The 26294-nt window shown below is 42.4% G+C and carries 21 protein-coding genes; 12 read left to right on the top strand and 9 right to left on the bottom strand.

Annotated elements, in window-relative coordinates:
* Window positions 1-31: 31 nt before the first annotated feature.
* From ACQY4U_RS00280 to ACQY4U_RS00270, 3 genes are read right to left on the bottom strand one after another with little or no spacing between them, the layout of a single operon-like run.
* Window positions 32-1030 (bottom strand): LiaI-LiaF-like domain-containing protein, encoded by a 999-nt coding sequence (locus tag ACQY4U_RS00280; protein ID WP_428327352.1) that lies wholly within the window; start codon window positions 1028-1030, stop codon window positions 32-34.
* Entirely contained in the window at window positions 1027-1629 is a 603-nt protein-coding gene (locus tag ACQY4U_RS00275) for a PspC domain-containing protein (RefSeq protein ID WP_428327351.1), read from the bottom strand. The genes ACQY4U_RS00280 and ACQY4U_RS00275 overlap by 4 nt, the downstream gene beginning before the upstream one ends.
* A 23-nt stretch (window positions 1630-1652) precedes the next feature.
* Window positions 1653-2357, bottom strand: coding sequence for an SDR family oxidoreductase (locus ACQY4U_RS00270; protein ID WP_428327350.1), 705 nt, complete (start codon window positions 2355-2357; stop codon window positions 1653-1655).
* 277 nt (window positions 2358-2634) lie between these two features.
* On the opposite strand from ACQY4U_RS00270, the gene ACQY4U_RS00265 reads away from it, so the two are divergent.
* The 7 genes from ACQY4U_RS00265 (at window position 2635) to ACQY4U_RS00235 (ending at window position 8820) form a co-directional block, all read left to right on the top strand.
* The gene (locus ACQY4U_RS00265; protein WP_428327349.1) at window positions 2635-3312 is read left to right on the top strand and encodes an FkbM family methyltransferase; all 678 of its coding nucleotides are present in this window, start codon (window positions 2635-2637) and stop codon (window positions 3310-3312) included.
* Window positions 3313-3378: 66 nt separating this feature from the next.
* Window positions 3379-3948, top strand: a complete 570-nt coding sequence (locus ACQY4U_RS00260) for a cysteine hydrolase family protein (protein WP_428327348.1) — start codon at window positions 3379-3381, stop codon at window positions 3946-3948.
* A gap of 154 nt (window positions 3949-4102) precedes the next feature.
* Window positions 4103-4834, top strand: coding sequence for an MlaE family ABC transporter permease (locus ACQY4U_RS00255; protein ID WP_428327347.1), 732 nt, complete (start codon window positions 4103-4105; stop codon window positions 4832-4834).
* Window positions 4831-5583, top strand: coding sequence for an ABC transporter ATP-binding protein (locus tag ACQY4U_RS00250; protein ID WP_428327346.1), 753 nt, complete (start codon window positions 4831-4833; stop codon window positions 5581-5583). Before ACQY4U_RS00255 ends, ACQY4U_RS00250 begins: the two co-directional genes overlap by 4 nt.
* 81 nt (window positions 5584-5664) lie before the next feature.
* Entirely contained in the window at window positions 5665-6552 is an 888-nt protein-coding gene (locus ACQY4U_RS00245; RefSeq protein ID WP_428327345.1) for a class I SAM-dependent methyltransferase, read from the top strand.
* A gap of 154 nt (window positions 6553-6706) precedes the next feature.
* Complete coding sequence (locus ACQY4U_RS00240; RefSeq protein ID WP_428327344.1) at window positions 6707-7774, top strand: hypothetical protein; 1068 nt, start codon at window positions 6707-6709, stop codon at window positions 7772-7774.
* A gap of 83 nt (window positions 7775-7857) precedes the next feature.
* Window positions 7858-8820 (top strand): Gfo/Idh/MocA family protein, encoded by a 963-nt coding sequence (locus ACQY4U_RS00235; protein WP_428327343.1) that lies wholly within the window; start codon window positions 7858-7860, stop codon window positions 8818-8820.
* Between the two features lie 84 nt (window positions 8821-8904).
* Here ACQY4U_RS00235 and galB read toward each other — a convergent pair whose 3' ends face one another.
* Together galB and ACQY4U_RS00225 are read right to left on the bottom strand one after the other, a co-directional pair.
* A complete protein-coding gene (galB, locus tag ACQY4U_RS00230; protein WP_428327342.1) occupies window positions 8905-11325 on the bottom strand; it encodes a beta-galactosidase GalB in 2421 nt (806 codons plus the stop codon).
* Window positions 11326-11748: 423 nt separating this feature from the next.
* Window positions 11749-11964 carry a hypothetical protein gene (locus ACQY4U_RS00225; protein ID WP_428327341.1) on the bottom strand — a complete coding sequence of 72 codons (216 nt, stop codon included), beginning with the start codon at window positions 11962-11964 and terminating at the stop codon, window positions 11749-11751.
* A gap of 137 nt (window positions 11965-12101) precedes the next feature.
* On the opposite strand from ACQY4U_RS00225, the gene ispG reads away from it, so the two are divergent.
* The gene (gene ispG / locus ACQY4U_RS00220) at window positions 12102-14096 is read left to right on the top strand and encodes a (E)-4-hydroxy-3-methylbut-2-enyl-diphosphate synthase (RefSeq protein WP_428327340.1); all 1995 of its coding nucleotides are present in this window, start codon (window positions 12102-12104) and stop codon (window positions 14094-14096) included.
* Between the two features lie 124 nt (window positions 14097-14220).
* On the opposite strand, the gene ACQY4U_RS00215 is transcribed toward ispG, so the two are convergent.
* From ACQY4U_RS00215 to ACQY4U_RS00205, 3 genes are all read right to left on the bottom strand, one after another.
* A complete protein-coding gene (locus ACQY4U_RS00215; protein WP_428327339.1) occupies window positions 14221-14538 on the bottom strand; it encodes a hypothetical protein in 318 nt (105 codons plus the stop codon).
* A 119-nt stretch (window positions 14539-14657) separates the two neighbouring features.
* Entirely contained in the window at window positions 14658-16316 is a 1659-nt protein-coding gene (locus ACQY4U_RS00210; RefSeq protein WP_428327338.1) for a M1 family metallopeptidase, read from the bottom strand.
* Between the two features lie 29 nt (window positions 16317-16345).
* Entirely contained in the window at window positions 16346-18217 is a 1872-nt protein-coding gene (locus tag ACQY4U_RS00205) for a CocE/NonD family hydrolase (protein WP_428327337.1), read from the bottom strand.
* A gap of 356 nt (window positions 18218-18573) precedes the next feature.
* Between ACQY4U_RS00205 and nagB the strand changes: the two genes are divergently transcribed.
* A complete protein-coding gene (nagB, locus tag ACQY4U_RS00200; RefSeq protein WP_428327336.1) occupies window positions 18574-20493 on the top strand; it encodes a glucosamine-6-phosphate deaminase in 1920 nt (639 codons plus the stop codon).
* Between the two features lie 421 nt (window positions 20494-20914).
* Here nagB and uvrA read toward each other — a convergent pair whose 3' ends face one another.
* Window positions 20915-23845, bottom strand: coding sequence for an excinuclease ABC subunit UvrA (gene uvrA / locus ACQY4U_RS00195; protein WP_428329709.1), 2931 nt, complete (start codon window positions 23843-23845; stop codon window positions 20915-20917).
* Window positions 23846-24242: 397 nt separating this feature from the next.
* Between uvrA and ACQY4U_RS00190 the strand changes: the two genes are divergently transcribed.
* From ACQY4U_RS00190 to nth, 3 genes are all read left to right on the top strand, one after another.
* Window positions 24243-24827: an RNA polymerase sigma factor gene (locus ACQY4U_RS00190; RefSeq protein WP_428327335.1), complete on the top strand. Its 585-nt coding sequence runs from the start codon at window positions 24243-24245 to the stop codon at window positions 24825-24827.
* Between the two features lie 218 nt (window positions 24828-25045).
* A complete protein-coding gene (locus ACQY4U_RS00185; RefSeq protein ID WP_428327334.1) occupies window positions 25046-25240 on the top strand; it encodes a hypothetical protein in 195 nt (64 codons plus the stop codon).
* Between the two features lie 251 nt (window positions 25241-25491).
* Window positions 25492-26253 (top strand): endonuclease III, encoded by a 762-nt coding sequence (gene nth / locus ACQY4U_RS00180; RefSeq protein ID WP_428327333.1) that lies wholly within the window; start codon window positions 25492-25494, stop codon window positions 26251-26253.
* Window positions 26254-26294: the final 41 nt, after the last annotated feature.

The following is a 26294-nucleotide window of genomic DNA, read 5'->3' as shown; positions in this document are numbered from 1 at the left end:
TTCAATTTTATAACCTTCCAACTTAAAACAATTAGTAACGGCTTACTTTAAAATCAGATAGTCCGCCGCTGATGTGTATATGGATTTTGTTTTTGGCTGTTGCAAAACCTGGGGTTTCGTAATTATTATCGCTTGTTTTGCTAAAACCGTCATAATGATTATCAGACAGGCCCGAATTAGTTTCTATACTGCAGGCTGCATTTTCAGGAATGCTGATCTCTACTGAAGAAACACCGGTTGAAATATCAACGTCAGTAAGGCTTAATGGTGTGCCAAGCTTTACATTAAATGATGCTGCCCCGCCATGTAGCTTAAGGTGTTGTACCTTAAATTTCGACAGGTCAAAATCAAGGCTGGTAGCGCCTGTTTCTACATTAATATCCCATATCGGGTTTGGGTTAAGACGGAAATCAACCTGGTTCTTATCCGAATCAAAGTTGAAGCCACGCTTATTTTTCATCTTAAAATCAACAACGCTTACAGAATCATCTTTGCTGTTGCTGAATGAATACCTGCTTTGTGAATCTTTAGTAACGGCATTAAACAACTGGTTGGTAGTATCGGCCAGGTTATAGGAAACGCCGCCTCCGCTAATATTTAAACGAGCATATTTAGTGCTTGCATCAAATACCTGGTTAAATACACCACTGCCGCTTGTTTTTACATCACCTTTATCATTGTCGTCGCTGTTGTTATCGTTGTCGTCGTCAAAGGTGAAGCTGTTATCGTCGTTATTGTTATTATTGTGGTTAAAATTAAAGTGCGAGCCCGGCCAAAAGTTGTATTTATTGCCAAAGTTACCGAAGAAAAGTAAACCTAAGCCAATCACTAAAACGGACGCCTTTAAGATAGTTGCCCAATGGCTTTTGTTATGTGCAAACACAAGGTTTACACCGGCAATCACTAAAATTATAGGCCAAAGGCGAAATATATTATACCATTGAAAATGCAGGTACCCGTAATTGGCAAGCAGTATTGCAGCACCTATAGCTACCAGGATTATACCCGGGATTAATTTATCGTTTTTCATAACTCTACAGTTGAATTGTTATCATTAGTTGCTGAACTTTCAGGCTCAGTTGCCGGGGCTGCCTTTTTATCAGTATCCTCCCAGTTCTGATTATGAAACATCCTTTTTCTTTCGCCCGATGCAATAAGGGCACCACCTACAATAACCAATGCTATGGGCCATAATCTTTCAAAATCAATATCAGGTATCAGGTCAAAGTTCTCAATTAGTGTAATGGCACCAATCACTATCAGTACGGTACCGAATATAATGCCCGCATGTGATTTTTGTTTGGGCATATTGTCGGCAGTGTTTGCTGCAAACGGATTATTGTTATATAGATTGTTCCCAAATGGGTTACCGTCCTGCGGTTGGGTATACTGCCCGCTGTTTTGTGGTGATACCGTATAATCAACCGTTGGGTTGTTGTAGATATATCCTTTTCGTGGCAATACTATCCATAAAATGATATAAGTACCCAGACCAACTCCCATTATAAAAAAGGTGAAAGCAAATAGCAGGCGAACTATGGTTACATCCATTTCAAAATATTCTGCCATGCCCGAACAAACGCCACCTAAAACCTTGTGGTATTCATCGCGATATAGTTTTTTGTTCATTGTATTGTTGTTTAAGAGTGATATTATATTTGTCCGAAAGTCGGTGTTACTATTATTTCATCAACGTTTGCCCCGGCGCTCATTTTATAAATGTTTACAATTGCCGAAGCTATATCTTCAGGTAAAATCATCCTGTCTTTATCTACCTGCATACCCTTCCACGAGTCTGTTAAAGTTGAGCCCGGTATAATGGCAGTTACCTTTACGCCATGCTGCTGCATCTCTAACTTCATTACTTTATTAAGACCCAGCAGCGCAAATTTTGTTACGCTGTAAGTGCCTGCTTCGGGTATCGGGTTTATAGCAGCAATAGAGCAGATATTAAATATATGGCCCTCCCGGGCAGCTATCATTGTTTTACCAAAATAGCGGTATAGCTCATAAGCAGGCATCAGGTTGGTGTTAATCTGCTGCGCAAAGGTTTCTTCGGCATCATCCAGTATGCTGGCGTATTCGTACATACCTGCATTGTTAACAATAATGCTGATAAAGCCAAGTTCCTGCTCGGCGGCGCCTGCAAATTCCAGTATCTGTTGTTTTATGCTGCAATCAGTAACCGCTATAAATACTTTTATGGCAGGGTTTAGGGCTAATAATTCATCCTTAAAAGCCAGCAGATCGGCCTGGTTCCTTGAGCAAATAGCAAGGTTTATACCCTCTTTTGCAAATGCTATTGCTATAGCCCGGCCCATGCCTTTTGTTGATGCTGTTATTAGCGCGTTTTTCATTTTGTTATTTTTAAGAATCCTTTTTTTTTGACTGATCAAACAATGATATTCAAAAAAACCTACGTTCTTATAACATCAAATCTAAATTATATTTCAGCAGGCGGGTTATAGCTATTGGTAAAGCGGGCCTAATTTTCGGTAAACCATAGGAAAATAACGGTGAAACAATTGGGTGAACGGCAGATATTAACCACAATCGTCTTTGATTACATAAAAGTATAGTTACAAAGCCATCAATGCCGATGGATATATTAGCTTTGGTTATCAGCCCCTCATTATGAAAAAAATAGTCTATTATATTTTAACCACCCTGATGAAACGCGAATGGCTGATAGGCTTGCTCAGTAACGAGGAAGAAAAAGAGCTGCTGGAATTTAAAAAACAGGGCTATCTGTATGATATAGGGTGGACCAAATCCATCGTAACGCATACTATTGTAGATAAGGATAACCAGCCCCTTCCTTGGGTTAGCTACCCCTTTATCCATTTTATTGCAGGGAGGTTAAACAAGCAGCTCCATATATTTGAGTTTGGCAGTGGTAATTCAACTCTTTATTATGCTGATAAGGCAGCCGCTGTAAATAGCGTAGAGCACGATAAGTTTTGGTTCGATAAAATAAAAAGCACCATGCCCGCCAATGTGAATCTTTTTTACTGCGATTTGGTGCCCGGCGGCGATTATTGCAAATATGCCTTAACCACCAATAAACAGTTCGATTTAATTATTGTTGATGGCCGCGACAGAGTAAATTGCTGTATAAAAAGCATCGCCTCGTTAAAACCCAATGGCGTTGTTGTACTTGATGATTCGGAAAGGGAAAAGTATAAGGTAGGGATTGATTTTTTAATGGAACAGGGGTTCAAAAAAATTGATTTTTGGGGAACTGCACCATCAGTTAGTTACCTTAAGTGTACCACTATATTTTACCGTGACGGTAATTGTTTAGGTTTGTAGCCATTCGGTTTACAATTGAATTTGCATTTTTACATCAGTAAGAATTAATTAAATATCAGTTTTAACATGGCCAGCAAAAAAGGTTTACCTGCATTAATTTTAGTTGATATTCAGAAAGGGTTTATTGATGAGGCCTATTGGGGCGGCAAAAGAAATAATCCCGGTGCCGAACAAAACGCAAAGTTATTGCTCGATCATTGGCGCCTGCGGGGCTTTCCTGTTTACCATATCCAACATTGCTCGTCCAATCCTGATTCATTGCTTGCAATAGGTAATCCGGGAAACGAGATTCAGGATATTGTTAAACCACGTGCGGATGAGCCGGTTATTACCAAATCTGTTAATAGTGCTTTTATAGGTACCGATTTAAAAGATCGGTTGGATAATGCAGGTACTGATACCGTTGTTATAATAGGCTTAACTACCGATCATTGCGTTTCAACCACTACCCGTATGGCCGGTAATTTTGGTTACAATACCTACCTGGCAACTGATGCCGTGGCAACTTTCCCTAAAAAAGGTGTAAATAATGAAATTTATGATGCCGAATTAATGCATCAAACAGCCCTTGCATCATTAAATGAGGAGTTTGCCACCGTATTAAATACAGCTGATATTATCTCGTTATTTAAATAAGCAATTAGTAAATATTGCTGGAAATTTAGCAAACAATTATGCCCTGCACTTAGTTAACTTACAGCTGCAAAACCTATTATTTTTTGTTGTGACTTTTTACTGTGTTTCAAATCAGGTTAAAAAACGTATTTTTAGCCCAATTTTAAAATAATAAATGTTTTATAGCTTAGGAAGATATATACTTTTAATGCGTTTAAGTTTCCGCAAGCCCGAAAAGTTCAGTGTTTACTGGGCCGAGGTTATGCGCGAAATGGTATCAGTTGGTATCGGTTCATTGGGTATTATTGCCATTATATCGGTATTTATTGGTGCGGTTGCAGTTATACAGGTGGCTTTTCAGTTAACCAGCCCTGTTGTACCGCATACCATAGTGGGCAGCATTGCACGCGATTCAACCATATTAGAATTTAGCCCAACTATCTCTGCACTGGTACTTGCTGGCAGGGTAGGTTCAAGCATTGCATCGCAAATAGGTACCATGCGGGTAACGGAGCAAATTGATGCACTCGAAATTATGGGTGTAAATGCGCCTGGCTACCTTATTTCGCCCAAAATAATTGCAGGCGTTACTATGGTGCCTATGCTTAACGTTGTTTCTATCCTTTTAGGTTTAACGGGCGGGTATATAGCCTGTTTATCATCAAGCGATATTACCACAAGCGATTTTCTTACCGGCCTGCATGATAGTTTCAGTGCCGTGAGCCTGCAGGCATCAATGGTAAAATCATTGTGCTTTGGCTTTATAATTACTTCTATCTGCGCTTACCAGGGCTTTTATACCCAGGGTGGAGCTTTAGAAGTGGGCCAGTCGGCCACACGTGGTGTTGTTTATAGCTGTGTGATTATCCTTTTTGCAGATTTAGTAATATCAAGGGTAATGTTATGATCGAGATCAAGGATATTTATAAAACATTTGGAGAAAATACAGTTTTAAAAGGTATTAGTGCCAAGTTTAAACCCGGTAAAAATAACCTGATCATAGGTGGCTCCGGTTCCGGAAAAACCACCTTGCTAAAGTGTATAGTTGGCTTGCACGAGCCTACAAAAGGACAGGTTTTTTTTAATGAGGAGAACTTTACCGAAATGAATTTTACCCAGCGTGTACCTATCCGCACAGAGATAGGGATGCTGTTTCAAAACTCGGCCCTGTTTGATTCTATGACGGTTGAAGAAAACATCATGTTCCCTTTAAACCTGTTCACCAACGAGTCCAGAGCCCAAAAGCTTGAGCGGGCAAACTTTTGTTTAGAAAGGGTTAACCTGACGGGAAAGAACAAACTTTACCCCTCTGAACTATCGGGAGGGATGAAAAAACGTGTGGGTATTGCCAGGGCCATATCCATGCAGCCTAAGTATTTGTTTGTGGATGAGCCCAACTCAGGTCTTGACCCCAAAACATCTATCCTGATTGATGAACTGATCAACGAGCTGACCGAAGAATACCAGATAACCACCGTAATTGTTACCCACGATATGAACTCGGTAATGGGTATTGGTGATCATATTGTGTTTTTGCACGAGGGTAAAAAATGGTGGGAAGGCTCAAATAAAGAAATTGCCCATACTGATAATAAAGAATTAAACTCGTTTGTATTTGCCAGCAAGTTTATGCAGGCTGCAAAAGAGAAGCTATAATTAAAACTATTTTCCGGCCTGCCGGATTAACAATAAAAATCTCCGGTATCCGGGCTTATCTGCCAGCCGGACTTAAACGAAATGATCCAACTACTTACACCAACGCACTGGAAAGATTACGAGCTGATTGATTGCGGCGACTTTGAAAAGCTGGAACGCTTTGGCAATGTTATTTTAATACGCCCCGAACCACAGGCGGTTTGGAGCAAAGCCCTGAGCAGCGCCGAATGGCAAAAACTTCATCATATTAAATTTAAAGGCCGTTCGGCAACATCAGGCGAGTGGGTAAAGAAGAACCCCGCTACGCCCGACCGCTGGCATATAGAATATAAAAACCCCGAAGCCGCCATTAAATTCAGGCTGGCATTAACATCCTTTAAGCATTTGGGTATTTTCCCCGAGCAGGCCGTTAACTGGGATTATATCACCCAAAATATAAAAAAATTTAAAACTAAAGAGCCTAAGGTGCTTAACCTGTTTGCTTACACCGGAGGCGCTTCCCTTATAGCACGTGCAGCCGGAGCAGATACTACGCATGTTGACTCAATAAAACAGGTGGTTACCTGGGCCAATGAGAATCAGGAAATATCCGGGCTTACCGATATTAGGTGGGTGGTTGAAGATGCTCTGAAATTTGTAAAGCGCGAGCTGAAAAGAGGAAAAAAATATAACGGTATCATACTTGATCCACCGGCTTACGGCCACGGCCCTAACGGCGAAAAGTGGAAGTTAGAGGATAATATTAACGAAATGATGGACGAGGTGATCCAGCTGCTGGATCCTGAAGAGCATTTCCTGATCCTGAACACTTATTCGTTAGGCTTCTCATCGGTAATTATTGAAAACCTGATAAAAAGTGCTTATCCGCAGGTACAAAACCTGGAAACAGGGGAGCTGTACTTACAGGCAACAGCAGGTTCAAAACTACCTTTAGGGGTGTTTGGCAAGTTTTTTAAACACAAGGAATAATTGATGTGTTAATAGCAGGTTAAGGTTATGCTGTTTGCGGTAAAGCTGCATTGTATTAACTACCAGTTACTTAAATGTTGATAAAATTACACTCAATCACTCTAAAAAAGCTGTTACTTTGCAGCACCCCGGTTATACATACAAATCAATAAAAATGAAATTGAAGAACATCATCTTTTCTGCCGCATTTCTTTTATCCTCGTTAATGCTCTTTTCAAGCTGTGGTCATTCCAGCAGCAGTACCAGTAAGGTTGATGTAAAAGACACTACTAAAAAAACCACCACTACTACCGTAGCCGCAACAAAAGATACTGTTGCTGCCCCGGTTACTTATCCGCCATTGGATAAAAAGCTATACGATTCGTTAATGAAACGTTTGGCACATGGTGATACCAGCGGGAAATGGCCGGTAAAAAATACGCCGTACCCCTTACCGGGCGCAATATTGCCTTTTAAAAGGGTAGTTGCATTTTATGGTAACCTGTATGCAAAAAAGATGGGTATATTGGGCGAATTGCCACCAAATGAAATGCTTGCCAAACTAAAAGGCGAAGTAAAGAACTGGCAAAAAGCTGATCCCTTAACCCCGGTACAGCCAGCCTTACATTATATAGCTGTAGTTGCCAGCGGCGATGCCGGTAAAGACGGTAAATACAGGCACCGCATGCCATTTAAACAAATTGACAGCGTTTTGGTACTTGCTAAAAAAGCACATGCCATTGTGTTTTTAGATGTGCAGGTAGCGCTAAGCAACATTAAAACAGAACTGCCTTTGTTAGAGAAATATTTGATAATGCCACAGGTTCACTTCGGTATGGATCCTGAGTTTTCAATGAAAGATGGTACCCATCCAGGTAAAAAGATAGGTACTTATGATGCTGACGATATTAACTATGTATCAGGCTATTTAGCTGGCCTTGTAAAAAAGAATAACCTGCCTCCAAAAATTTTAATTGTACACCGCTTTACCAAAAAGATGGTTACCAATTACCAGGGTATTAAACTGCGTCCTGAAGTTCAATTAGTAATGGATATGGACGGATGGGGTGAGCCGGATTTGAAAGAGGGTACATGGCGCTACTTTATACATAACGAGCCTGTACAGTTTACAGGTTTTAAATTGTTCTACAAAAATGATTTAAAGAAAGCTCCTCACCACATGTTAACACCCGAGGAGGTTTTAAAGAAAAAACCAAACCCTATTTATATTCAGTACCAATAGGTAGTTTAAATTTAAAATGTCATCCTTTGTTGCAAACGAAGGGTGACATTTGTTTTTTAACCAAAATATAAATCAGCAGGATTATGATACGTTGGGGCATTATAGGTTGCGGCCGCATAGCGCACCGCTTTATGCAGGGGCTTAAGGAGGTACCCGGTACTGAGTTAACGGCATCATGGTCGCGCCGTGTAGAAACGGTTACTGATTTTGTGGCCATCTATGGGGGCAAGGCCTGCACATCGGTTGATGAGCTGCTTGCCAGCGATATTGATGCGGTTTATATAGCAACCCTGCCCGATAGCCATGCCGAATACAGCATAGCTGCCTTACATGCAGGCAAGCATGTATTATGCGAAAAACCGGCGGCTATAAATTTACCCGCATTAGAAACTATACTTAGCGTTGCACACTTAAAGGGTTTGCTATTTATGGAGGGAATGAAACCTCCCTTTTATCCTTTATATACCCGTTTAAAAGAATATTTAATTACTGATCCAATTGGCCCGGTAGGTTATGTGCGTGCGGGCTCATCAGTTGCTGATTGCCCTCCCGGGCATCCTAATTACAGTTATGAATTAGCTGGCGGCGCATTAATGGGGATAGGCATTTACGAGGCTTTTTTAGCTATCGACTGGCTGGGCGCAACCAAACAGGTGCAAACCTTAGGTAGGTTTGGCGAAACGGGGATTGATATGTTTGCCATATTTCAAACCGAACATGAGCAGGGTTATGCACAGCTTTACAGCGGTTTTGATCTGCATGGTAAGGGGGATGCCCTGATTTGCGGAACACTTGGGCATGTTACCATTAACAAAAACTGGTGGAACCCATCGAGGGCTACTATTAACTACCTGGATGGCCGGATCATTACATTGGATGAACCTTTCATAGCCGGGGGCCTAAATTATGAAACCCAGCATTTTTGTGATTTAGTAGAACAGGGGGCAAAAGAAAGCCCAATCATTAGCCACCAAATGTCTCGGCAGATGATATCCATGCTGGATACAGCAAGGGCACAAATAGGCCTGAAGTTTAAAGGAGAATAAATACAGTCCTATTAAAAAGCGTCATCCTGGATTTCAGGATGACGCTTTTTGTAGAAACACAATACTTTGCGACTCTTTACTTTTTTATTTAACCTGTAAGGTTAATGCAGCTGGTTTTAATCCGGCTGATGTTGCCGTAAATGTAACAGCACCTGCTTTTTCTTTGGCCTGTACAATTGCCAGTGCCAGGCCGTTAAATGCCTTGCGGTAACTCACCTTAAAAGAATCATGACTAACCGGATCGCCATTATCAACACCTGCTATAAAAGCTTCGCCATTTAGTTTAAAGTTCACTAAGTTATCGGCGTTTGGTACAACGTTGCCGTCTTTATCCAATATTTTTACGGTGATGAAGGATAAATCCTTACCATCGGCTTTGATGTTTTTTCTATCGGCAGTCAGTTCAATTTTTGCAGGGGCACCGGCCGTATGGATCTCGCGGGTTAAAACCACTTTGCCATCCTTGCGCGATACTGCTTTTAATGTTCCCGGCTCAAATTTTAAACGCCACATTACATGAAGGTCGTCGCCAGTCTTCTTTTTGATCCCTACTGATTTTCCGTTCAGGTAAAGCTCCACCTCGTCGGCATTGTTATAAAATGCCCAAATGTCAACAGTCTTACCCGGTGTCCAGTTCCAATGCGGAAAAATGTGCAGCACGGTTTTATCGGTCCACTCGCTTTGGTACATGTAATAAATATCTTTAGGGAATCCAGCAAGGTCAATAATACCAAAGTATGAGCTGCGCGATGGCCAGGTATAAGGAGTAGGCTCGCCTAAATAGTCAAAGCCGGTCCAGATGAACATGCCCGAAAGAAAATCGTATTTCTTCATCACTTTCCAGGTAGCCTCGTGGGTTGATCCCCATGCCGGGCGCACGTTATCATAGGCAGATACGCTATTATCTGCGTTGCCCTCGGTAAATGGCTTATCATATCTTGACGGCCAGATGCGGATACTGTCTGACGGCATATCATAATGCCCACGGGTTTCCAGGCCCGAAGTTGTTTCGGTAGCGATGAATTTTTTACCGGGATACCTGTCATGGAATGTAGCATAGCTAAACTCGTGGTAGTTATAACCTATCAGGTCAATAGCACCTGATTTAATGATCTTGTTTGAGGTGTCAGGGCGGTCATTTGCAGTAGTGATTGGTCTTGTTAAATCAAGGCTGTGAACAATGCCTGCAAGTTCGGGTGCCAGGCGTAAAGCGCTGGTATCGCTTTGTTGTGGTATTTCGTTGCCAATACTCCAGATAATTACACTTGGGTGATTACGGTCGCGCAGTATCTGATCTTCTAAATCTCGTTTGTGCCATTCCTTAAAAAATAAATGGTAGTCATAAGTGGCTTTTTTCCATTCCCAGCAATCAAAAGCTTCGTCCATCACAATAAAGCCCATCTTGTCGCAAAGGTCAAGCAATTCAGGGGCTGGTGGATTGTGTGAGGTACGGATACCATTGCAGCCGATTTCCTTTAACATTTGCAGCTGGCGCTCCAGTGCGCGGGTATTTATAGCAGCACCTAATGAACCTAAATCGTGGTGATCACAAACGCCTAATATTTTAACCGGCTTGCCGTTTAGGGTAAAGCCTTTATCAGCATCAAAATTAAAATAACGGATACCAATTGGCGTGGTGTAAGTATCAGCTACGGTATTGCCAACTAAAACCTCGCTTACCACCTTATACAGGTAAGGCAGCTCAACCGACCATAGTTTTGGATCGGCAATGGTTATATCCTGCTTTACAGCTGTTTTATCATCAGCAGCATTTATAGCCGTGGTTATACTTTTTACAGCTTTGCCTTCAGCATCATAAATAGTGGTTTTCAACTCAGCTTTATCTGCCGAGTGTACGCTGGTTTCAATGTGTATGGTAGCCTGTTGGTTATCAACCTTTGGCGTAGTTACATAGGTACCCCAGTGGTTTACCGCTGTTTTATTGGTAGTTACCAGCCATACATTACGGTAAATACCCGAGCCCGAATACCAGCGTGAATTTGGCTGTACAGAGTTATCAACCTTAACGGCTATGGTGTTTTTGCCGCCAAAGTTTAAATAGGGAGTTAGCTCATACCTGAAAGAGATATAGCCATTGGGCCTGAAACCTAAATGATGGCCATTTACCCAAACATCGCTTTTTTGGTAAACACCGTCAAAATCAATATAAACCAATTTGCTTTTTGAAGCTGCCGGAACAGTGAATGTTTTGCGGTACCAGCCAATGCCGCCGGGCAGGGCGCCACCTTCGGGCGTTGCAGGGTTATCCTTGCTGAATTTACCTTCAATGCTCCAGTCGTGTGGTAGGTTAAGGGTGCGCCAGGCAGCATCATTAAGGCTTTCCTTTTCGCCATTGCTCACATCACCTAAATGAAAATGCCAGTCTTTATCAAAGTCGGCAACAGAACGGCCTTGCTGGGCAAAACCATTAAAACTAAAAAGCAATAGTGCGGCAGGCAGGCAGATAAGTTTTACCGCCTTCAAAAAAGCATTATGAAATAACATATCGGGTTGATTAGATTAATAACTGTAAATACGACACTAAATTATAAATATTTATTTAAAACCGAATTTTTGTATGCAATAAGTTATTTAGTATTTGAATGTTAGGGCTTAAAGCAGAAAATCAGGAAGAAGACGATAGCGGTTGATATTATTTAAAGTACCTTTTAGTATGAAGCACCCGATAAATTATGATCTTATTTCCGTTTGCTTTATAATGTATGCCGTACGGAAACTTGTATAAAGGAGCAATTCTTATTTCCCTGTATCGTACTTAAAATAACTGTGGTTCACTTTGAATAAAGTCCATCGTTTCAAAAAACTCAGTGAAAAACCGATCAGTTAATGCGGGTAGAATCTTGTTGTAATAATCTTGAATATCTTCTAAATCCTTTTCAGCTTCAACTCTGAAAATAAGCTCAAAAATCATTTAGGGAGAAACCTGTTTTTAATGCTTTCAAACGATTTGTATTGTGCTTTTTCAAGCTCCTCATCTTTTATCATCGCATCAATCATGGTTTTATACTCATCTGTTAAGTCAAGATCAAGATGATGTTGGTGTAACAGATTTTCATATTCACTTATCGGAATAATTACAGCGGTTTTTTCGCCTTTATCGTTAGTGATGAATTGAGTGCTCATTAACCAAATTTAAGAAAATTAGATAAATCATGCTATTTAATTTCACATGCAGTTTAATCTTTACAAGCTTTCAACTTTAGGCTCATACAACAACCATCATATTTTGTATTTTTGTATCATATTAATTCCATCCTTTGATGAATACTGATGCTGTTAAATTGCTGCAAGGCCGCTATTGTAATTCGCTAACTGATTACTCCCGTTTTATTACGCGCGAAGTTTTTATTGGCGATGTACCTATGGGCGGCAATAACCCTATCCGTATACAGAGCATGACCACTACCGATACCATGGATACCATTGGTACGGTTGAGCAATCAATAAGGATGGTTGATGCGGGTTGCGAATATGTGCGCATTACTGCGCCCAGCATTAAAGAAGCCAAGAACCTGGCCGAAATAAAAAAACAGCTGCGCCAGCGTGGTTATAATGTGCCCTTAGTGGCCGACATACATTTTACCCCCAATGCTGCCGAAGTAGCGGCCCGTATTGTTGAAAAAGTACGTGTAAACCCCGGCAACTATGCCGATAAAAAGAAATTTGACCAGATAGACTATACCGATGCCGAATACCTTGGCGAGCTGGAACGCATAAACCAAAAGTTTGCACCGCTGGTAAAAATCTGTAAGGAATATGGTACCGCTATGCGGATAGGAACTAACCACGGTTCGCTATCAGACAGGATCATGAGCCGCTATGGCGACACGCCGCAGGGCATGGTTGAATCGGCTATGGAGTTTATGCGCATGTGCGAGTCGCTCAACTATTACAACCTGGTGGTATCCATGAAATCAAGCAACCCACAGGTTATGGTGCAGGCCTACCGCCTGCTGGTTGAAACCATGGTTGCCGAGGGGATGAACTATCCGCTGCACCTGGGCGTTACCGAAGCAGGCGATGGCGAAGATGGCCGCATCAAATCGGCAGTAGGGATTGGTACCTTATTAGAAGATGGCCTTGGCGATACGGTTCGTGTTTCGCTAACTGAAGAGCCGGAAGCAGAAGCCCCGGTTGCTATTGCTTTGGTTGAACGTTATTCTGCAAGGGCAAAAGAACAAAAGGCAAAAGCTGAGAATACTACTGCTGAAGAAATCACTTCCGCACATAACCCATACGAATACATTCGCCGCAACACTTATGAGGCTAATGCTTTTATTGGCGGCCACATGGTGCCAAGGGTAGTGATTGATCTGTCACAGAAAAATCTGAAAGATCCTGCTGTTTTAAACGATGCAGGCTATTTATATTCAGCTTTGCTGGATAAATATAACATGGCCGAGCAGTCGGTTGATTTTGTTTACCTGGCGGATAATTTACCCTCCTTTAATTTTCCGGGTAATTTAAAACAGCTCTACAACTATAAAACATGGCTGCAATTAGCTGATAAAACCATGTGCCACCCGCTGTTTACTTTGCAGGAGTATGTAGCGGACGGGGCCGACCGCTCATCAGCCCTGAACCTGGTAAAAGTGAAACCGGCAGATATTGATTCGGAGGCGTTTGGTGCTTTACCGTTTAATCAATCGTTAGTTTTTGTTTTAGAAACCGATGCCTTGCATGGCATGGCCGACCAGCGTTCATTCTTTTTTAAGTTAGAGGAGTCAGAACTGGATATACCTGTTATCATCAAACGAGATTATGACTTTGCTGCAATTACAGATGCAGAACTGCGTACACAGAACTTACAGCTTTACGCATCTACAGATTTAGGTGCTTTATTGGTTGATGGTTTTGGCGACGGGATCTGGATTGATGCCCCTGCTGTCGAGGCTAAGGTAATTACTTCTACCGCTTTTGGTATTTTGCAGGCTACCCGCTCGCGAATTTCAAAAACCGAATATATATCATGCCCAAGCTGTGGCCGTACATTGTTTGACCTGATGATTACCACGCAGATGATCCGCAGCCGCACAAGCCATTTAAAAGGGTTAAAAATTGGTATTATGGGTTGCATAGTTAACGGCCCCGGCGAAATGGCCGATGCTGATTATGGCTATGTTGGTTCGGGTACGGATAAGGTTACCCTTTACCGCGGCAAAGAGGCGGTGAAGAAAAATATAAGTTCGGCCAATGCGCTCGATGAATTGATTGGCATTATTAAAGATGATGGCAACTGGGTTGAACAGGAATAATCCACTGAGATTGTTGCTTGCAAATTTGCCTACCTATGGCATGCAAGCTAATCACATTGTTTTTTCTACCGATATTTAGCATCTATGGTGCTTTTTTTCGATTGAGCACAACGAAAAATCATCACTAACCTATCGCATTAAACTCGGCAAACAAATTCTCCGCTTCGCTTAGGCTGTTGAGGTTTACATAATCGCAAACCTCAGCATACTCTCCCCACATTTGATGAACTGCCGGATTTGAATGTGCCTGTTGTATGGCCTCGGCCGATAGCCATTCAAAAACCTCTATAATGGTACCATCGGCTGTTTCCATAATAATGGGTTGGCGGTCGGTTACCAAACTTTCCTTTTTTAGGCGCGATACATGTGTTTGGGTAAGTTGTTTCAGTGCCTCGGCTTTGCCGGGCTTTGGTTTATAGCATACAATTACAATGCGTCCCATAACTATTGTTTTTAAATGTATAAGTTAAAAATATTTTATTGATTACCCAATCGCATTAAATAAAAAAAGGTCGCACCTGTAATAGATGTGACCTTTTTAGGGATTGACTATGCCGCAATTTAATCTACCATTACACCTATATAATAATTAAAGGTATCTACCTCAATATTAGCTTTGTTGGCATTCTTAATATCAACAGGTTTAAAGCGGGTTGATGGGGTAATAAATTCATACTCACCACCTTTTATCTTTACCCTTACCGGCATGTTGAACCCTTTAACATCCGAGATCCAGCGAACGTAAAGTTTACCTTCTGTTTCCATAAAGTTAAGGATAGGGATGCCCTTATATTTTAAATACTGATCAAAAACCGGCGATAGGTTTTTGCCCGATTGCTCATTAATGTAATTCACTACATCATCATAAGTTACGGTTTTGTGGTAAAAGATTTTATTAAGGCCTCGCAAAATACCGCGCCATTTTTCGTCATCATTAATTATAGTACGGATCATGTTCAGCAGGTTACCGCCTTTATAATACATATCGCCCGATCCTTCGCGGTTCACATTGTAAATGCCTAAAATAGGCGAGTCGTTTTGTATGGCAAAGCGGGTACCATGCACATATTCCTGCCCGGCTTGTTTGCCGTAGCGGTCCTCAACAAATAATGATTCAGAATAATTGGTAAAGCTTTCATGGATCCACATATCAGCCAGGTCTTTTGAGGTAATGTTATTACCAAACCATTCGTGGCCGCTTTCGTGCACAATAATAAAATCCCATTTAAGGCCCCATCCGGTACCTGAAAGATCACGCCCTAAATAGCCATTGCCATAGTGGTTGCCATAGGCTGTACCGCTCTGGTGCTCCATACCTAAATGCGGTGCCTCAATCAGCTTATAGCCATCCTCGTAAAAAGGATAAGCGCCAAACCAGTGCTCAAAAGCCTTGATCATATCCTTAACATTTTCGCCAAATTGTTTTTTTGCCTTTGCTAAGTTATAATCCAGTACCCAGTAATCTAAGGTCAGCTTACCTTTTTCGCCCATATAGCTATCGCTAAAGTGGGTATACTTGCCAATGTTAGCCTCAATATCATAATTATTAATGGGGTTGGCCACAAACCAATCGAAACGGGTATAGCCGTTTTTTAAATCAGTAACCTTACGCAGGCGGCCATTCGATGCATCAATTAAACCTTTAGGAACACTGATGCTGATCAACGCGCTGTCAACTTCATCAGCCTGCTGATCTTTATTAGGCCACCAGATGCTGGCGCCAATACCCTGGCAGGCTGTAGCCACCCATGGGTTACCCAATGAATCTTTGGCGAAAACAATACCACCATCCCAGGGCGCACGTTTGGCTATGGTTGGGTTGCCCGAATAATAAACGGTAAACTGATCTTTACTGCCTTTGGTTATGGTATTGGTGAAGGTAACAAACACGGCATTAAACTCGCGGGTGTAAGGCAGTTCTTTGCCTTTATAAACCACCTTTTCAACCTTCAGGTTAGCAAAAAGATCAAACTGTAATTTGATGAAATCATCTGTTGCGGTAAACTTAAACAGGTTGCTGCCGCTGATGAATTTGTTATCAATATCAAACTTAACATCAAGGTGATAGTAATTAATATCGTAACAGGTACGCAGCGGACTTTGATAGCCGCGTAAAGAATCGGCACGGGTATATGTTTCGCGCTTGCCGCCTAACATTTGCGCCTTTGCCCCCATTGAGAGTAATGCAAGGGCGCATATTAATAATTTACTTAGTTTCATTTATGTGTGTAATCTATTGTGAAAATTAATTATTGCAGTACAGTAACCTTAACGCTCGATTTGTTTTGAGCATCGTGATAGATCCTGATGGTTGCTTTTTGAAAATCCGAATCTTTAGCCTGGTTGATATCCTCAAATTTTTGTGGGTTTCTGTCGGCCAGCGGGAACCATGAGTTTTGTACCTGTATCATAATGCGGTGTCCTTTACGGAAGGTATGCGCAACATCGGGCAGGTTGTATTTAATCTCGGTTACCTTACCCGGAACAAAGGGCTCCGGTTTTTCGAACGAGTTGCGGAACTTGCCCCTGAATATTTCGCCGCGTACCAGCATCTCATAGCCAGACATGATCACATTTTTAGGATTTGGCACCGGTGCAGGATAATTATCCGGGAAAACATCGATCAGTTTTACCACGTAATCGGCATCGGTACTGCTGATAGAGGTTAAAAGGTCGGCAACTACAGGGCCGGTTAAGGTAATATCGTTTGTCAGGGTATCGGTTTGGTAAACCTTAACATCCGGGCGTCGGCCGGCAAAACGCTGGTCGTCCAACATATACTCGCGGGTACGACGTGATTGGATCCCATCCTGGTAAGGTATCGGCGAATTTGGATCACTTACATATTCGTCGAAGTTCTCGCTGCTTGTTGGTGCATCAAATGATAGCTTCCCATCAGCATGAAAGTATAAAGTTTTTTCGGTAGTGTTTTCAGGTGGCCACTTGCTGAATTTTTTCCATTCGTTACTGCCCGAGATAAAAATGGTTGCCTTTGGCAGATCAAGCTCGCCTTCGCCTTTCAGGTAGTATTTAAAGAAAGGCAGCTCCAAGTTTTCCTGGAACCATGCGCTTGTTTTTGAGCCGAAATTCTGATCGCCAAAAAACTGGCCGTCGCCACGTTCCCAGCCACCATGGAACCATGGACCCATAACCAGCATATTTTTATGCGTTGCCGGGTTTTGCTTTTCAAGGGCTTCAAATACATGCAGCGCGCCAAAGCAATCCTCGGCATCAAAAAATCCACCAACGGTCATGGTTGCCGGGGTAATGTTTTTTAAATGCGGGCGGATGTTCATATCCTGCCAAAACTTATCATAGTTTGGATGCGCCATCATATTATTCCAAAACTGTACCGAATCGCCCATGTAGTGTGTTTTATAATTAGGCAGGGCACCCATGTTCAGGTAAAACTTATAATTATCAGCCGCCGAAAACTTGATGCCATTTTTAAACTGGGCAGGTGTAATAGGCATAGGGCGCGGAACGCCAAAGCTTGATATAAATGAAAAAGCATCCATCAAAAACAAAACACCGTTATGATGAAAATCATCGCCGATAAACCAATCAGTAACCGGGGCCTGCGGCGATACCGCCTTTAAAGCTGGGTGCGCATTTGGGAGTGATGCTGTTGAGTAAAACCCCGGATACGAGATACCTTCAATACCTACCTTGCCATTGTTGTTTGGCAGGTTTTTTATCAGCCAGTCAATCGTGTCGTAAGTGTCAGAGCTTTCGTCTATTTGGGTTTTGCCTTTTTTGTTATCGATGTTTGGGCGCACGTCAACAAAATCGCCTTCACTCATCCACTTGCCGCGTACATCCTGGTAAACAAAAATAAAGCCCTCTTTCTCCAGCAGTGAATTTTGCCCTAACGATTTTTTATAGTTGTTTTCGCCATAAGGCGCAACAGTATATGGCGTGCGGGTCATCAGGATAGGGTATTTTTTAGACTGATCCTTCGGCAGGTAAATGGAAGTGAACAGTTTTTTACCATCGCGCATGGTAATATATTTTTCCATTTTAGTGTAATGGTCCCTGATGTAGGCGGTGTCGGGAGCTGATTGGGCGCTGGCAAAATTACACCATAACGCAACCCCGATAAAGAGTAGCAGTTTTTTCATTTTGTTTCGGTCAGTTTAAGAAGCTAATTTAATAAAATGATCAGTAATTAGGTGCTAATGTTAACACTGTTACAAAACAGGATAAATTTTGGCAGATAGGGGTAAAATATAGGTACAATGTTAAGGCAATAAAAACTTATTAAAATATTTTAAAAAGTATTGGAATTGTAAAATTTAATTTATTAAGTTTGTATTGAATTAATGCAAAGCTTATTATATATCGAACTTCTCATTAACCTTATGTCGGTAAGGGTAATTTTAATAGTTAAATTGGTTTGAATAAATCCTCGCCCCGGCGGGGATTTTCTTTGTAAGCACTTTTCATTATTCATGTTTTACTAACCACAATCTATAATATGGCGCGATTAAATTTATTAGAAGAGACGCGGTACGAGAAGCTACCAGTAAGCGTGTACGAGAGCAGGGAATCAGGCTCGAAGGCGGTAGCAGATCGGATAGCGAAGCTGATCAAAGACAAAGAGTCAAAAGGCGAAAAGACGGTACTGGGCCTGGCCACAGGGGTAACGCCGGTAGCGGTGTATGCCGAACTGGTACGCAAACACAAAGAAGAAGGACTGAGCTTTAAGAATGTGATCACGTTCAACCTGGACGAATACTACCCGATGCAGCCGGATGCGGCGCAGAGCTATGTAACGTTCATGAACGAGCACCTGTTCAGCCATGTAGATATAGCAAAAGAGCATGTACATATCCCTGACGGGACATTGGATAAAGACGCGGTAGCAGCGTTTTGCCTGGATTACGAGCAAAAGATCACCAAATTAGGCGGGCTGGATTTGCAGATACTGGGGATAGGGCGTACGGGCCACATCGGCTTTAACGAACCCGGCTCGGCCCCTAACTCAGGTACCCGGTTGGTTACACTGGATGACCTGACGCGGAACGATGCCTCAAGAGACTTCGGAGGTAAACAAAACGTACCGACGAAGGCGATCACGATGGGGATCGGCACGATCTTCAAGGCCAGGGAGATCATCCTGATGGCCTGGAGCCTGAAAAAGGCACCGATCATCAAGAAAGCAGTAGAAGGCGAGATCTCGGGCGAAGTACCGGCAACCTACCTGCAATTATCCGACCATGTAGAATTTGTGCTGGATGCAGCAGCAGCCAGCTCACTGACCCGCTTTGATACCCCCTGGCTGGTAAAAGACTGCGTGTGGGAAAACACGCTGAAAAAGAAAGCCGTGATCTGGTTAGCCAATACGACGGATAAGCCGATCCTGAAACTAACAGAAGAAGACTACAATAACCATGGGATGGCGCAGTTAGCGGTAGAACAGGGCCCGGTATACAATATCAATATAGACATCTTTAACCAGCTGCAGCATACGATCACGGGCTGGCCGGGCGGTAAACCCGATGCGGACGACAGCCAGCGTCCGGAAAGGGCACAACCGGCACGCAAAAGAGCGATCATCTTCTCGCCGCACCCGGATGACGATGTGATCTCGATGGGGGGCACGTTCATAAGGCTGGTAGACCAGGGGCATGATGTACACGTAGCGTACCAGACCTCGGGGAATACAGCGGTATGGGATGATGACGTACTGCGCTTTGTAGAATTCGCGATAGACTTTAACCAAAGCATCGGGGAGGATAACAGCAGGCTGAAGAACATCTACGAAGAGATGCGGGCGTTTATCCCGACAAAACAACCCAACCAGGTAGATACAAAAGAGATCAGGGATGTAAAAGGCTTTATCCGGAAGACAGAAGCGATCTCGGGAGCACGCTATGCAGGACTGAGCGACGACCATATCCACTTTATGGCGCTGCCATTCTACGAAACCGGGAAGATCAAGAAGAACACGGCGGGAGAAGAAGACATCCGGCTGACGATGGAACTGCTGCAGCAGGTAAAACCGGAGCAGGTGTTTGCAGCGGGCGACTTTGCGGACCCTAACGGGACACATCTGGTGTGCTTCAATATCATCCTTGCGGCACTGCGCAGGCTAAGCGAAACAGAGGCCTGGGTAAAAGACTGCTGGCTGTGGATGTACCGTGGGGCATGGCAGGAGTTTGACACGTACGAGATAGAGATGGCCGTACCGCTGTCGCCGCAGGAAGTGATCCGGAAGCGGAACGCGATCTTTAAGCACCAGAGCCAGAAGGACAGGCCGGTATTCCCGGGAGATGATGCCAGGGAGTTCTGGGTGAGGGCAGAGGACCGTACCCGTGAAACGGCCAAATGTTACGACAAGTTAGGCATGGCCGAATACGAAGCCATGGAAGCGTTTGTAAGGTATATTTATTAAGGGAATATCCAAACGTATTTGATATGGTTAAAAGACACAAAGTGTTGTGTCTCTACAAAATGATTTGATATGTAGAGTCACAATACTTTGTGTCTCTGAAATGTACAAAGGTACGAAGCAATCTCACGACTTACAGGGAGGCTTGCAGTGTTTAACTTTCATGTTCGCACTTCATATTAGTGATTGCTTCGTCGTTCCTCCTCGCAAGGACGTGCGGAAAGTGTTTGTTTTCTACTACCGTCCTTGCGAGGAACGAAGCAATCCCCGACTTTACAGGGCGGCTTGCAGTGTAGATTAGGAATTACTTCATCGTTTCTCAGAGTAAGAGCTTATCTTACCACATAAAAAAACTTATACACAACAAGGCCGCTTCATTAATATGAAGCGGCCTTGTTTATTAAATTCTAAATTTTTTTATCCCTTAAAACCTTTCCTTCAAAAACTTACCCGTATAACTATCCTTTTCTTTGATCAGGTTTTCGGGGGTGCCTTCAAATACTACTTTACCGCCACGGTCGCCACCTTCGGGGCCAATGTCAATTACCCAGTCGGCACATTTTATCACATCCATATTGTGTTCAATAACCAAAATGGTATTGCCGTGGTCTAACAACGCATCAAATGATTTCAGCAGCTTCTTAATATCTGCAAAGTGAAGACCTGTTGTAGGTTCATCAAATATAAACAGGGTTTTATGGGTATTATTACCCTTAACCAGGAATGATGCCAGCTTAATACGCTGAGCCTCGCCACCCGACAGCGTGTTTGACGATTGCCCTAACTGTACGTAACCCAAACCAACATCCATCAGTGGTTTTATTTTGGCGATGATCTTTGGTTCCTTAACAAAAAATTCCAAAGCTTCCTCAATGGTCATCCCTAAAACGTCAGATACATTTTTATCCTGGTAAGTAACATCTAAAATATGCTGTTTAAAACGCTTGCCGCCGCAGGTTTCGCAGGTCAGAAAAATATCAGCCATAAACTGCATTTCAATCTTTACCTCGCCTTCGCCCTGGCAAACATCACAACGGCCACCCTCAACGTTAAATGAAAATGCCGATGGTTTTAAACCCGCCGCCTTTGATACCGGCAGTGCGGCAAACAAGTTACGGATCTCGTCCCAGGCTTTTACATAAGTAACCGGGTTGGAGCGCGACGAACGGCCGATAGGGTTTTGATCAACCATCTCTACCTGTTCAATTTTTTGATAATCACCCTCAATACTATCGTACGATCCGGTTTGTTCCCCATTATAATTACCCAGCGTTTTTTGCAGGGCAGGGGCCAGTATACGTTTTACCAAACTTGTTTTACCCGAGCCGGATACACCCGTAACCACGGTTAAAACCCCTAACGGAAATTTGGCATTTACATGTTGCAGGTTATTTTCGCGCGCACCCTTAATTTCAATAAAATCATTCCATGGGCGGCGGCTTGTTGGGATAGCAATCTGTTCCTTCCCGCTTAAATAGCGGCCGGTAAGGCTATTATCATCCTTAATTATTTCTTCGTAAGTACCGGTAAACATCAGGTTACCGCCGTGTGTGCCAGCCTCGGGGCCAATATCAATAATATGATCGGCGGCCTTCATTATTTCTTCTTCGTGCTCAACAACCAATACGGTATTGCCAACATCGCGCAGTGATCTTAAAACACTTATCAGGCGTTCAGTATCACGCGGGTGCAAGCCAATGCTTGGTTCATCCAATACATAAATAGAACCTACAAGGCTACTGCCCAATGAGGTTGCCAGGTTAATGCGCTGCGATTCACCGCCCGAAAGCGTGTTTGATAAACGGTTAAGCGTTAAATAGCTTAAGCCAACATCATTTAAAAACAGCAGGCGGTTATTTATTTCCATCAGCAGGCGCTTGCCTACCTTGGTGTCAGTTTCGTTCAGTTCAATGCTCTGGAAAAACTCCAGGGCCTTATCCAAAGCCATTAAAACCACATCGGTTATGGATTTTCCGCTGATCTTCACATATGATGCATCCTGCCTTAAACGGCTGCCCTTACACTCGGGGCAGGTGGTTTTACCCCGGTATCGCGATAGCAAAACCCGGTACTGGATCTTATAGGTTTGCTCTTCCATTTCCTTAAAGAACTCATTCAATCCGCGGAAATGGCTGTTACCTGTCCATATCAGTCTTTGCTGTTCTTCGGTAAGCTGGTTGTATTGGCGGTGGATAGGGAAATCAAACTTTAAGGCAGTTTTTACTAATTTATCGTTCCACTCACGCATCTTTTCGCCGCGCCATGGGGCAATGGCACCTTCATATACACTTTTGCTTTTATCGGGGATAACCAGGTCCTCGTCAATACCAATTACTTTACCGTAACCCTCGCAGCGTTTACAAGCCCCATAAGGGTTGTTAAAGCTGAAAAAGTTAGCCGTAGGTTCTTCAAAACGGATACCGTCCAATTCAAACCTGTCGCAAAAAAAGCGTTCGGTTTCTTTATCAGCGTCAGGCTCTGTAAAGCGTACGTAGCAATCGCCCTTGCCTTCAAAAAATGCAGTTTGTACCGAGTCGCCAAGGCGGCTAACGGTTTCATCCTCTTCATTTTTCGAGATCCTGTCAATCACTATCCTTACTGCCGGGATAGGCAATTGAGCGTTAAGAACAGGGGCGGCTGGTTCTTCTTCGGCATCAGCTTTTTTCTTTTTGCTTTTAGCTTTGGTTTTTACACCATCGGCTTTGCCGTCAACCTCGTCGATCAGCCATGAGCCATCGTCAACAATGCTCATGTCCTCCAGCAGGTCTTCAATTTTTGATAGCTTGCCTTTAAACTCCACGCGTACAAAGCCCTTTTGCATCAATACGGCCAGCTCTTCTTTTAAGCTGCGGTTATTGTGCGGATAAAGGGGACATAATATAGTAACCTGCGTTTCGGCTGGCAGGGTCATGATAAAATTGATCACATCCGTAACCGAATCTTTTTTTACGATGCCGCTTGAGATAGGCGAAATGGTTTTACCCACACGCGAAAAAAGCAGTTTCAGGTAATCATAGATCTCGGTTGATGTACCTACGGTTGAACGCGGGTTTGAGGTAATTACCTTTTGCTCAATAGCAATAGCTGGTGCAATACCTTTTATATAATCAACGTCGGGCTTGTTCATACGGCCCAAAAACTGGCGCGCGTATGATGAAAGGCTTTCCACATAGCGGCGCTGCCCTTCGGCGTACAGGGTATCAAAGGCAAGGGATGACTTACCCGAGCCCGACATGCCCGTTACTACTACCAGCTTATTTTTAGGAATGGCCACATCCAGGTTTTTCAGGTTGTGTACACGGGCCCCTTTTATAATAATATGACGTTGAGGATCTTTATCTGCTTCTTTGATCATAGTTTGATAGTCCATAGCTCATAACCTGCTGCCCGTTTCCCAATTTAATAATGGTTGGCGTGCGGCAGGCTGCGGCCTGTTGTTCAAAATGCAAAAATCCTAAAATATTTAGCAGTATCCAAATCGGTTTGCGATTAGTATTGAGTTATTTAACCATTTGCCAAATAGTTTGCAATGGACTGACAATTTGCTCACTACCATTTACGTAATTGTATTTAAACGGGCAAAAACAATATAAAATGACGCTGCTTATTTTTAACGAAAAATAATATTTGTTTTTTTACCGATAATTTGTTTTATTTGGGATAACAATTTCTTAATCCCTAAAAAAGAACGCTATAGATAGAACTCTACTTTTATAATAATATTTTAATTAATTAAGTTAAGTAGTTTTTCTATGGATTTTCAATTGAAGAGTGACCAGGATCTGATCCATTTATACATTGCAGGTGATGAAGCCGGACTGGTTGAATTGATTCGCCGCTATCAATCAAAAATTTACACTTCTATTTATCTACTGGTAAAAGACGAATATCTGGCCGAGGATATTTTTCAGGATACCTTTATAAAAGTAATTAACACTTTAAAAGCTGGTAAATATAACGAGGAAGGTAAGTTTTTACCCTGGGTAACCCGTATTGCACATAATTTAGTTATTGACCACTTTCGCCGCGAAAAACGTGCGCCAATGATAAGCAATGGCGACGACTTTGATATTTTTGAAGTTTTAGGAAATTACGATGAGAGCACAGAAGACCGCATGGTGCGCGAGCAAACCTACAAGGACCTGAAATCATTGATTCATTTATTACCGGCCGAGCAAAAAGAGGTTTTAATAATGCGCCATTTTGGTGATATGAGCTTTAAAGAAATTGCTGACATTACCGATGTAAGCATCAATACTGCGCTTGGCCGTATGCGCTATGCCCTTAACAATCTGCGTAAAATGATGCAGAGCAAGGAGCTGAGCCTTAAAAATTAGTTGATGAGTGAGTGGTTGATTGGTTATACGCGTTGATTGAGTTGTGGTGATTTCTCAATCAATTTGTTTAACAAAGGTCAATCGCTCGCTTAATCAGCATCAATAATCAGCGGCTTATTAATTGTCACAAAAAAATTTCATTTAATTTTCATCTTAATAAAATATTATATTTAAGCTTTCGTTTAGTATCTGTAAACAACAGAAATTTTATAAAGCTTATGGATGAAACCTTTACAACAACTTTAAATTTACTTACCAACAAGGCTAAGGTGAACGAGGAATTGCAGGAGAATCTGGAAGGCGACGAACTAATGTTTTATCATTCCCTTCGTGCTGATCTGGATCTTTTGAAAAAGAATCCTAAAGTTCAAACTATCCACCAAATTCTTGATTACTCAAAGAGTTTAAGGTAGTAGCAGTAAGTAAAAAGCACTGGTTCACAGATCCTGACTGTTTAATTTTTAAACAATCTGCGGTTTGTGAACCTTTCCATTTTAGGGCTGGTTTATTAAGTCATTTGTCAATAAGTCATTAGCTTTCCAATCAATAATAAATACTTGCCGGTTTTGGTGAATTGTTATTTATTGAGGATTATTGCAACCGGGTTATTGGTAGCAGGCAGCCAAAATGTTCCTGAATAAATAACCATAATGACTAATGACCAATGACTAAAAAGGATCGCTATAAAAACTTTGTTGAATATTTTTCAAAAAACCAGCCCGATGCAGAAACAGAGCTGCATTACAGTAACCCGTTTCAGTTATTGGTGGCTGTTATACTTTCGGCACAATGCACTGATAAGCGCATTAACCAGGTAACACCGGCCTTGTTTGAGCGTTTCCCTACACCGCAAGCATTGGCGGCATCAAACGCCGATGAGGTTTTTAATTATATCCGCAGTGTAAGCTATCCTAATAATAAAGCCAAGCATTTGGTAGGCATGGCAAAAATGCTGGTAGAGGTTTTTAATGGCGAAGTACCCGCCGGGATTGACGACCTGCAAAAAATGCCAGGTGTTGGTCGCAAAACAGCTAATGTAATTGCATCGGTAGTATTTGATGCGCCGGCCATAGCTGTTGATACCCACGTTTTCAGGGTATCAAACCGCATCGGCTTAACCACTAAAGCCACAACACCCCTGGCTGTTGAAAAGCAGCTTACCGAGTTTTTACCGCAGGAAACATTAGGAACTGCACACCACTGGCTGATACTGCACGGCCGTTACATTTGCCTGGCCCGCAGCCCTAAATGCGAGCAATGCCCCATCAGCTGGTTTTGCAAATATTACGAGCAAACACATACCGAAACAGCCCTGCTTAAAGCCGAGGCTCTGAAACTGAAAAAAGTAAAGGATCAAAAAAGAAAAGCTACCCTTAACAAAATAAGCAAGGAACTGGCCAAAAGAAGTGTGGATAAAGATATTTGATTGGTATAACGTAGTTGATTAAGTTTACTTTAATTCCGTAA

Origin of the sequence: Mucilaginibacter sp., from assembly GCF_965277465.1 — a bacterium.
GTDB lineage: Bacteria > Bacteroidota > Bacteroidia > Sphingobacteriales > Sphingobacteriaceae > Mucilaginibacter.
Note: the sequence above shows the minus strand (reverse complement) of the source record. Positions and strands in the feature narration are given on the sequence as shown.

What these genes read in the sequence shown, in the direction of transcription:
- ACQY4U_RS00280 (WP_428327352.1), bottom strand. Translation starts at nt 1,030, where the DNA reads ATGAAAAACGATAAATTAATCCCGGGTATAATCCTGGTAGCTATAGGT.
- ACQY4U_RS00275 (WP_428327351.1), bottom strand. Translation starts at nt 1,629, where the DNA reads ATGAACAAAAAACTATATCGCGATGAATACCACAAGGTTTTAGGTGGC.
- ACQY4U_RS00270 (WP_428327350.1), bottom strand. Translation starts at nt 2,357, where the DNA reads ATGAAAAACGCGCTAATAACAGCATCAACAAAAGGCATGGGCCGGGCT.
- ACQY4U_RS00265 (WP_428327349.1), top strand. Translation starts at nt 2,635, where the DNA reads ATGAAAAAAATAGTCTATTATATTTTAACCACCCTGATGAAACGCGAA.
- ACQY4U_RS00260 (WP_428327348.1), top strand. Translation starts at nt 3,379, where the DNA reads ATGGCCAGCAAAAAAGGTTTACCTGCATTAATTTTAGTTGATATTCAG.
- ACQY4U_RS00255 (WP_428327347.1), top strand. Translation starts at nt 4,103, where the DNA reads ATGTTTTATAGCTTAGGAAGATATATACTTTTAATGCGTTTAAGTTTC.
- ACQY4U_RS00250 (WP_428327346.1), top strand. Translation starts at nt 4,831, where the DNA reads ATGATCGAGATCAAGGATATTTATAAAACATTTGGAGAAAATACAGTT.
- ACQY4U_RS00245 (WP_428327345.1), top strand. Translation starts at nt 5,665, where the DNA reads ATGATCCAACTACTTACACCAACGCACTGGAAAGATTACGAGCTGATT.
- ACQY4U_RS00240 (WP_428327344.1), top strand. Translation starts at nt 6,707, where the DNA reads ATGAAATTGAAGAACATCATCTTTTCTGCCGCATTTCTTTTATCCTCG.
- ACQY4U_RS00235 (WP_428327343.1), top strand. Translation starts at nt 7,858, where the DNA reads ATGATACGTTGGGGCATTATAGGTTGCGGCCGCATAGCGCACCGCTTT.
- galB (WP_428327342.1), bottom strand. Translation starts at nt 11,325, where the DNA reads ATGTTATTTCATAATGCTTTTTTGAAGGCGGTAAAACTTATCTGCCTG.
- ACQY4U_RS00225 (WP_428327341.1), bottom strand. Translation starts at nt 11,964, where the DNA reads ATGAGCACTCAATTCATCACTAACGATAAAGGCGAAAAAACCGCTGTA.
- ispG (WP_428327340.1), top strand. Translation starts at nt 12,102, where the DNA reads ATGAATACTGATGCTGTTAAATTGCTGCAAGGCCGCTATTGTAATTCG.
- ACQY4U_RS00215 (WP_428327339.1), bottom strand. Translation starts at nt 14,538, where the DNA reads ATGGGACGCATTGTAATTGTATGCTATAAACCAAAGCCCGGCAAAGCC.
- ACQY4U_RS00210 (WP_428327338.1), bottom strand. Translation starts at nt 16,316, where the DNA reads ATGAAACTAAGTAAATTATTAATATGCGCCCTTGCATTACTCTCAATG.
- ACQY4U_RS00205 (WP_428327337.1), bottom strand. Translation starts at nt 18,217, where the DNA reads ATGAAAAAACTGCTACTCTTTATCGGGGTTGCGTTATGGTGTAATTTT.
- nagB (WP_428327336.1), top strand. Translation starts at nt 18,574, where the DNA reads ATGGCGCGATTAAATTTATTAGAAGAGACGCGGTACGAGAAGCTACCA.
- uvrA (WP_428329709.1), bottom strand. Translation starts at nt 23,845, where the DNA reads ATGATCAAAGAAGCAGATAAAGATCCTCAACGTCATATTATTATAAAA.
- ACQY4U_RS00190 (WP_428327335.1), top strand. Translation starts at nt 24,243, where the DNA reads ATGGATTTTCAATTGAAGAGTGACCAGGATCTGATCCATTTATACATT.
- ACQY4U_RS00185 (WP_428327334.1), top strand. Translation starts at nt 25,046, where the DNA reads ATGGATGAAACCTTTACAACAACTTTAAATTTACTTACCAACAAGGCT.
- nth (WP_428327333.1), top strand. Translation starts at nt 25,492, where the DNA reads ATGACTAAAAAGGATCGCTATAAAAACTTTGTTGAATATTTTTCAAAA.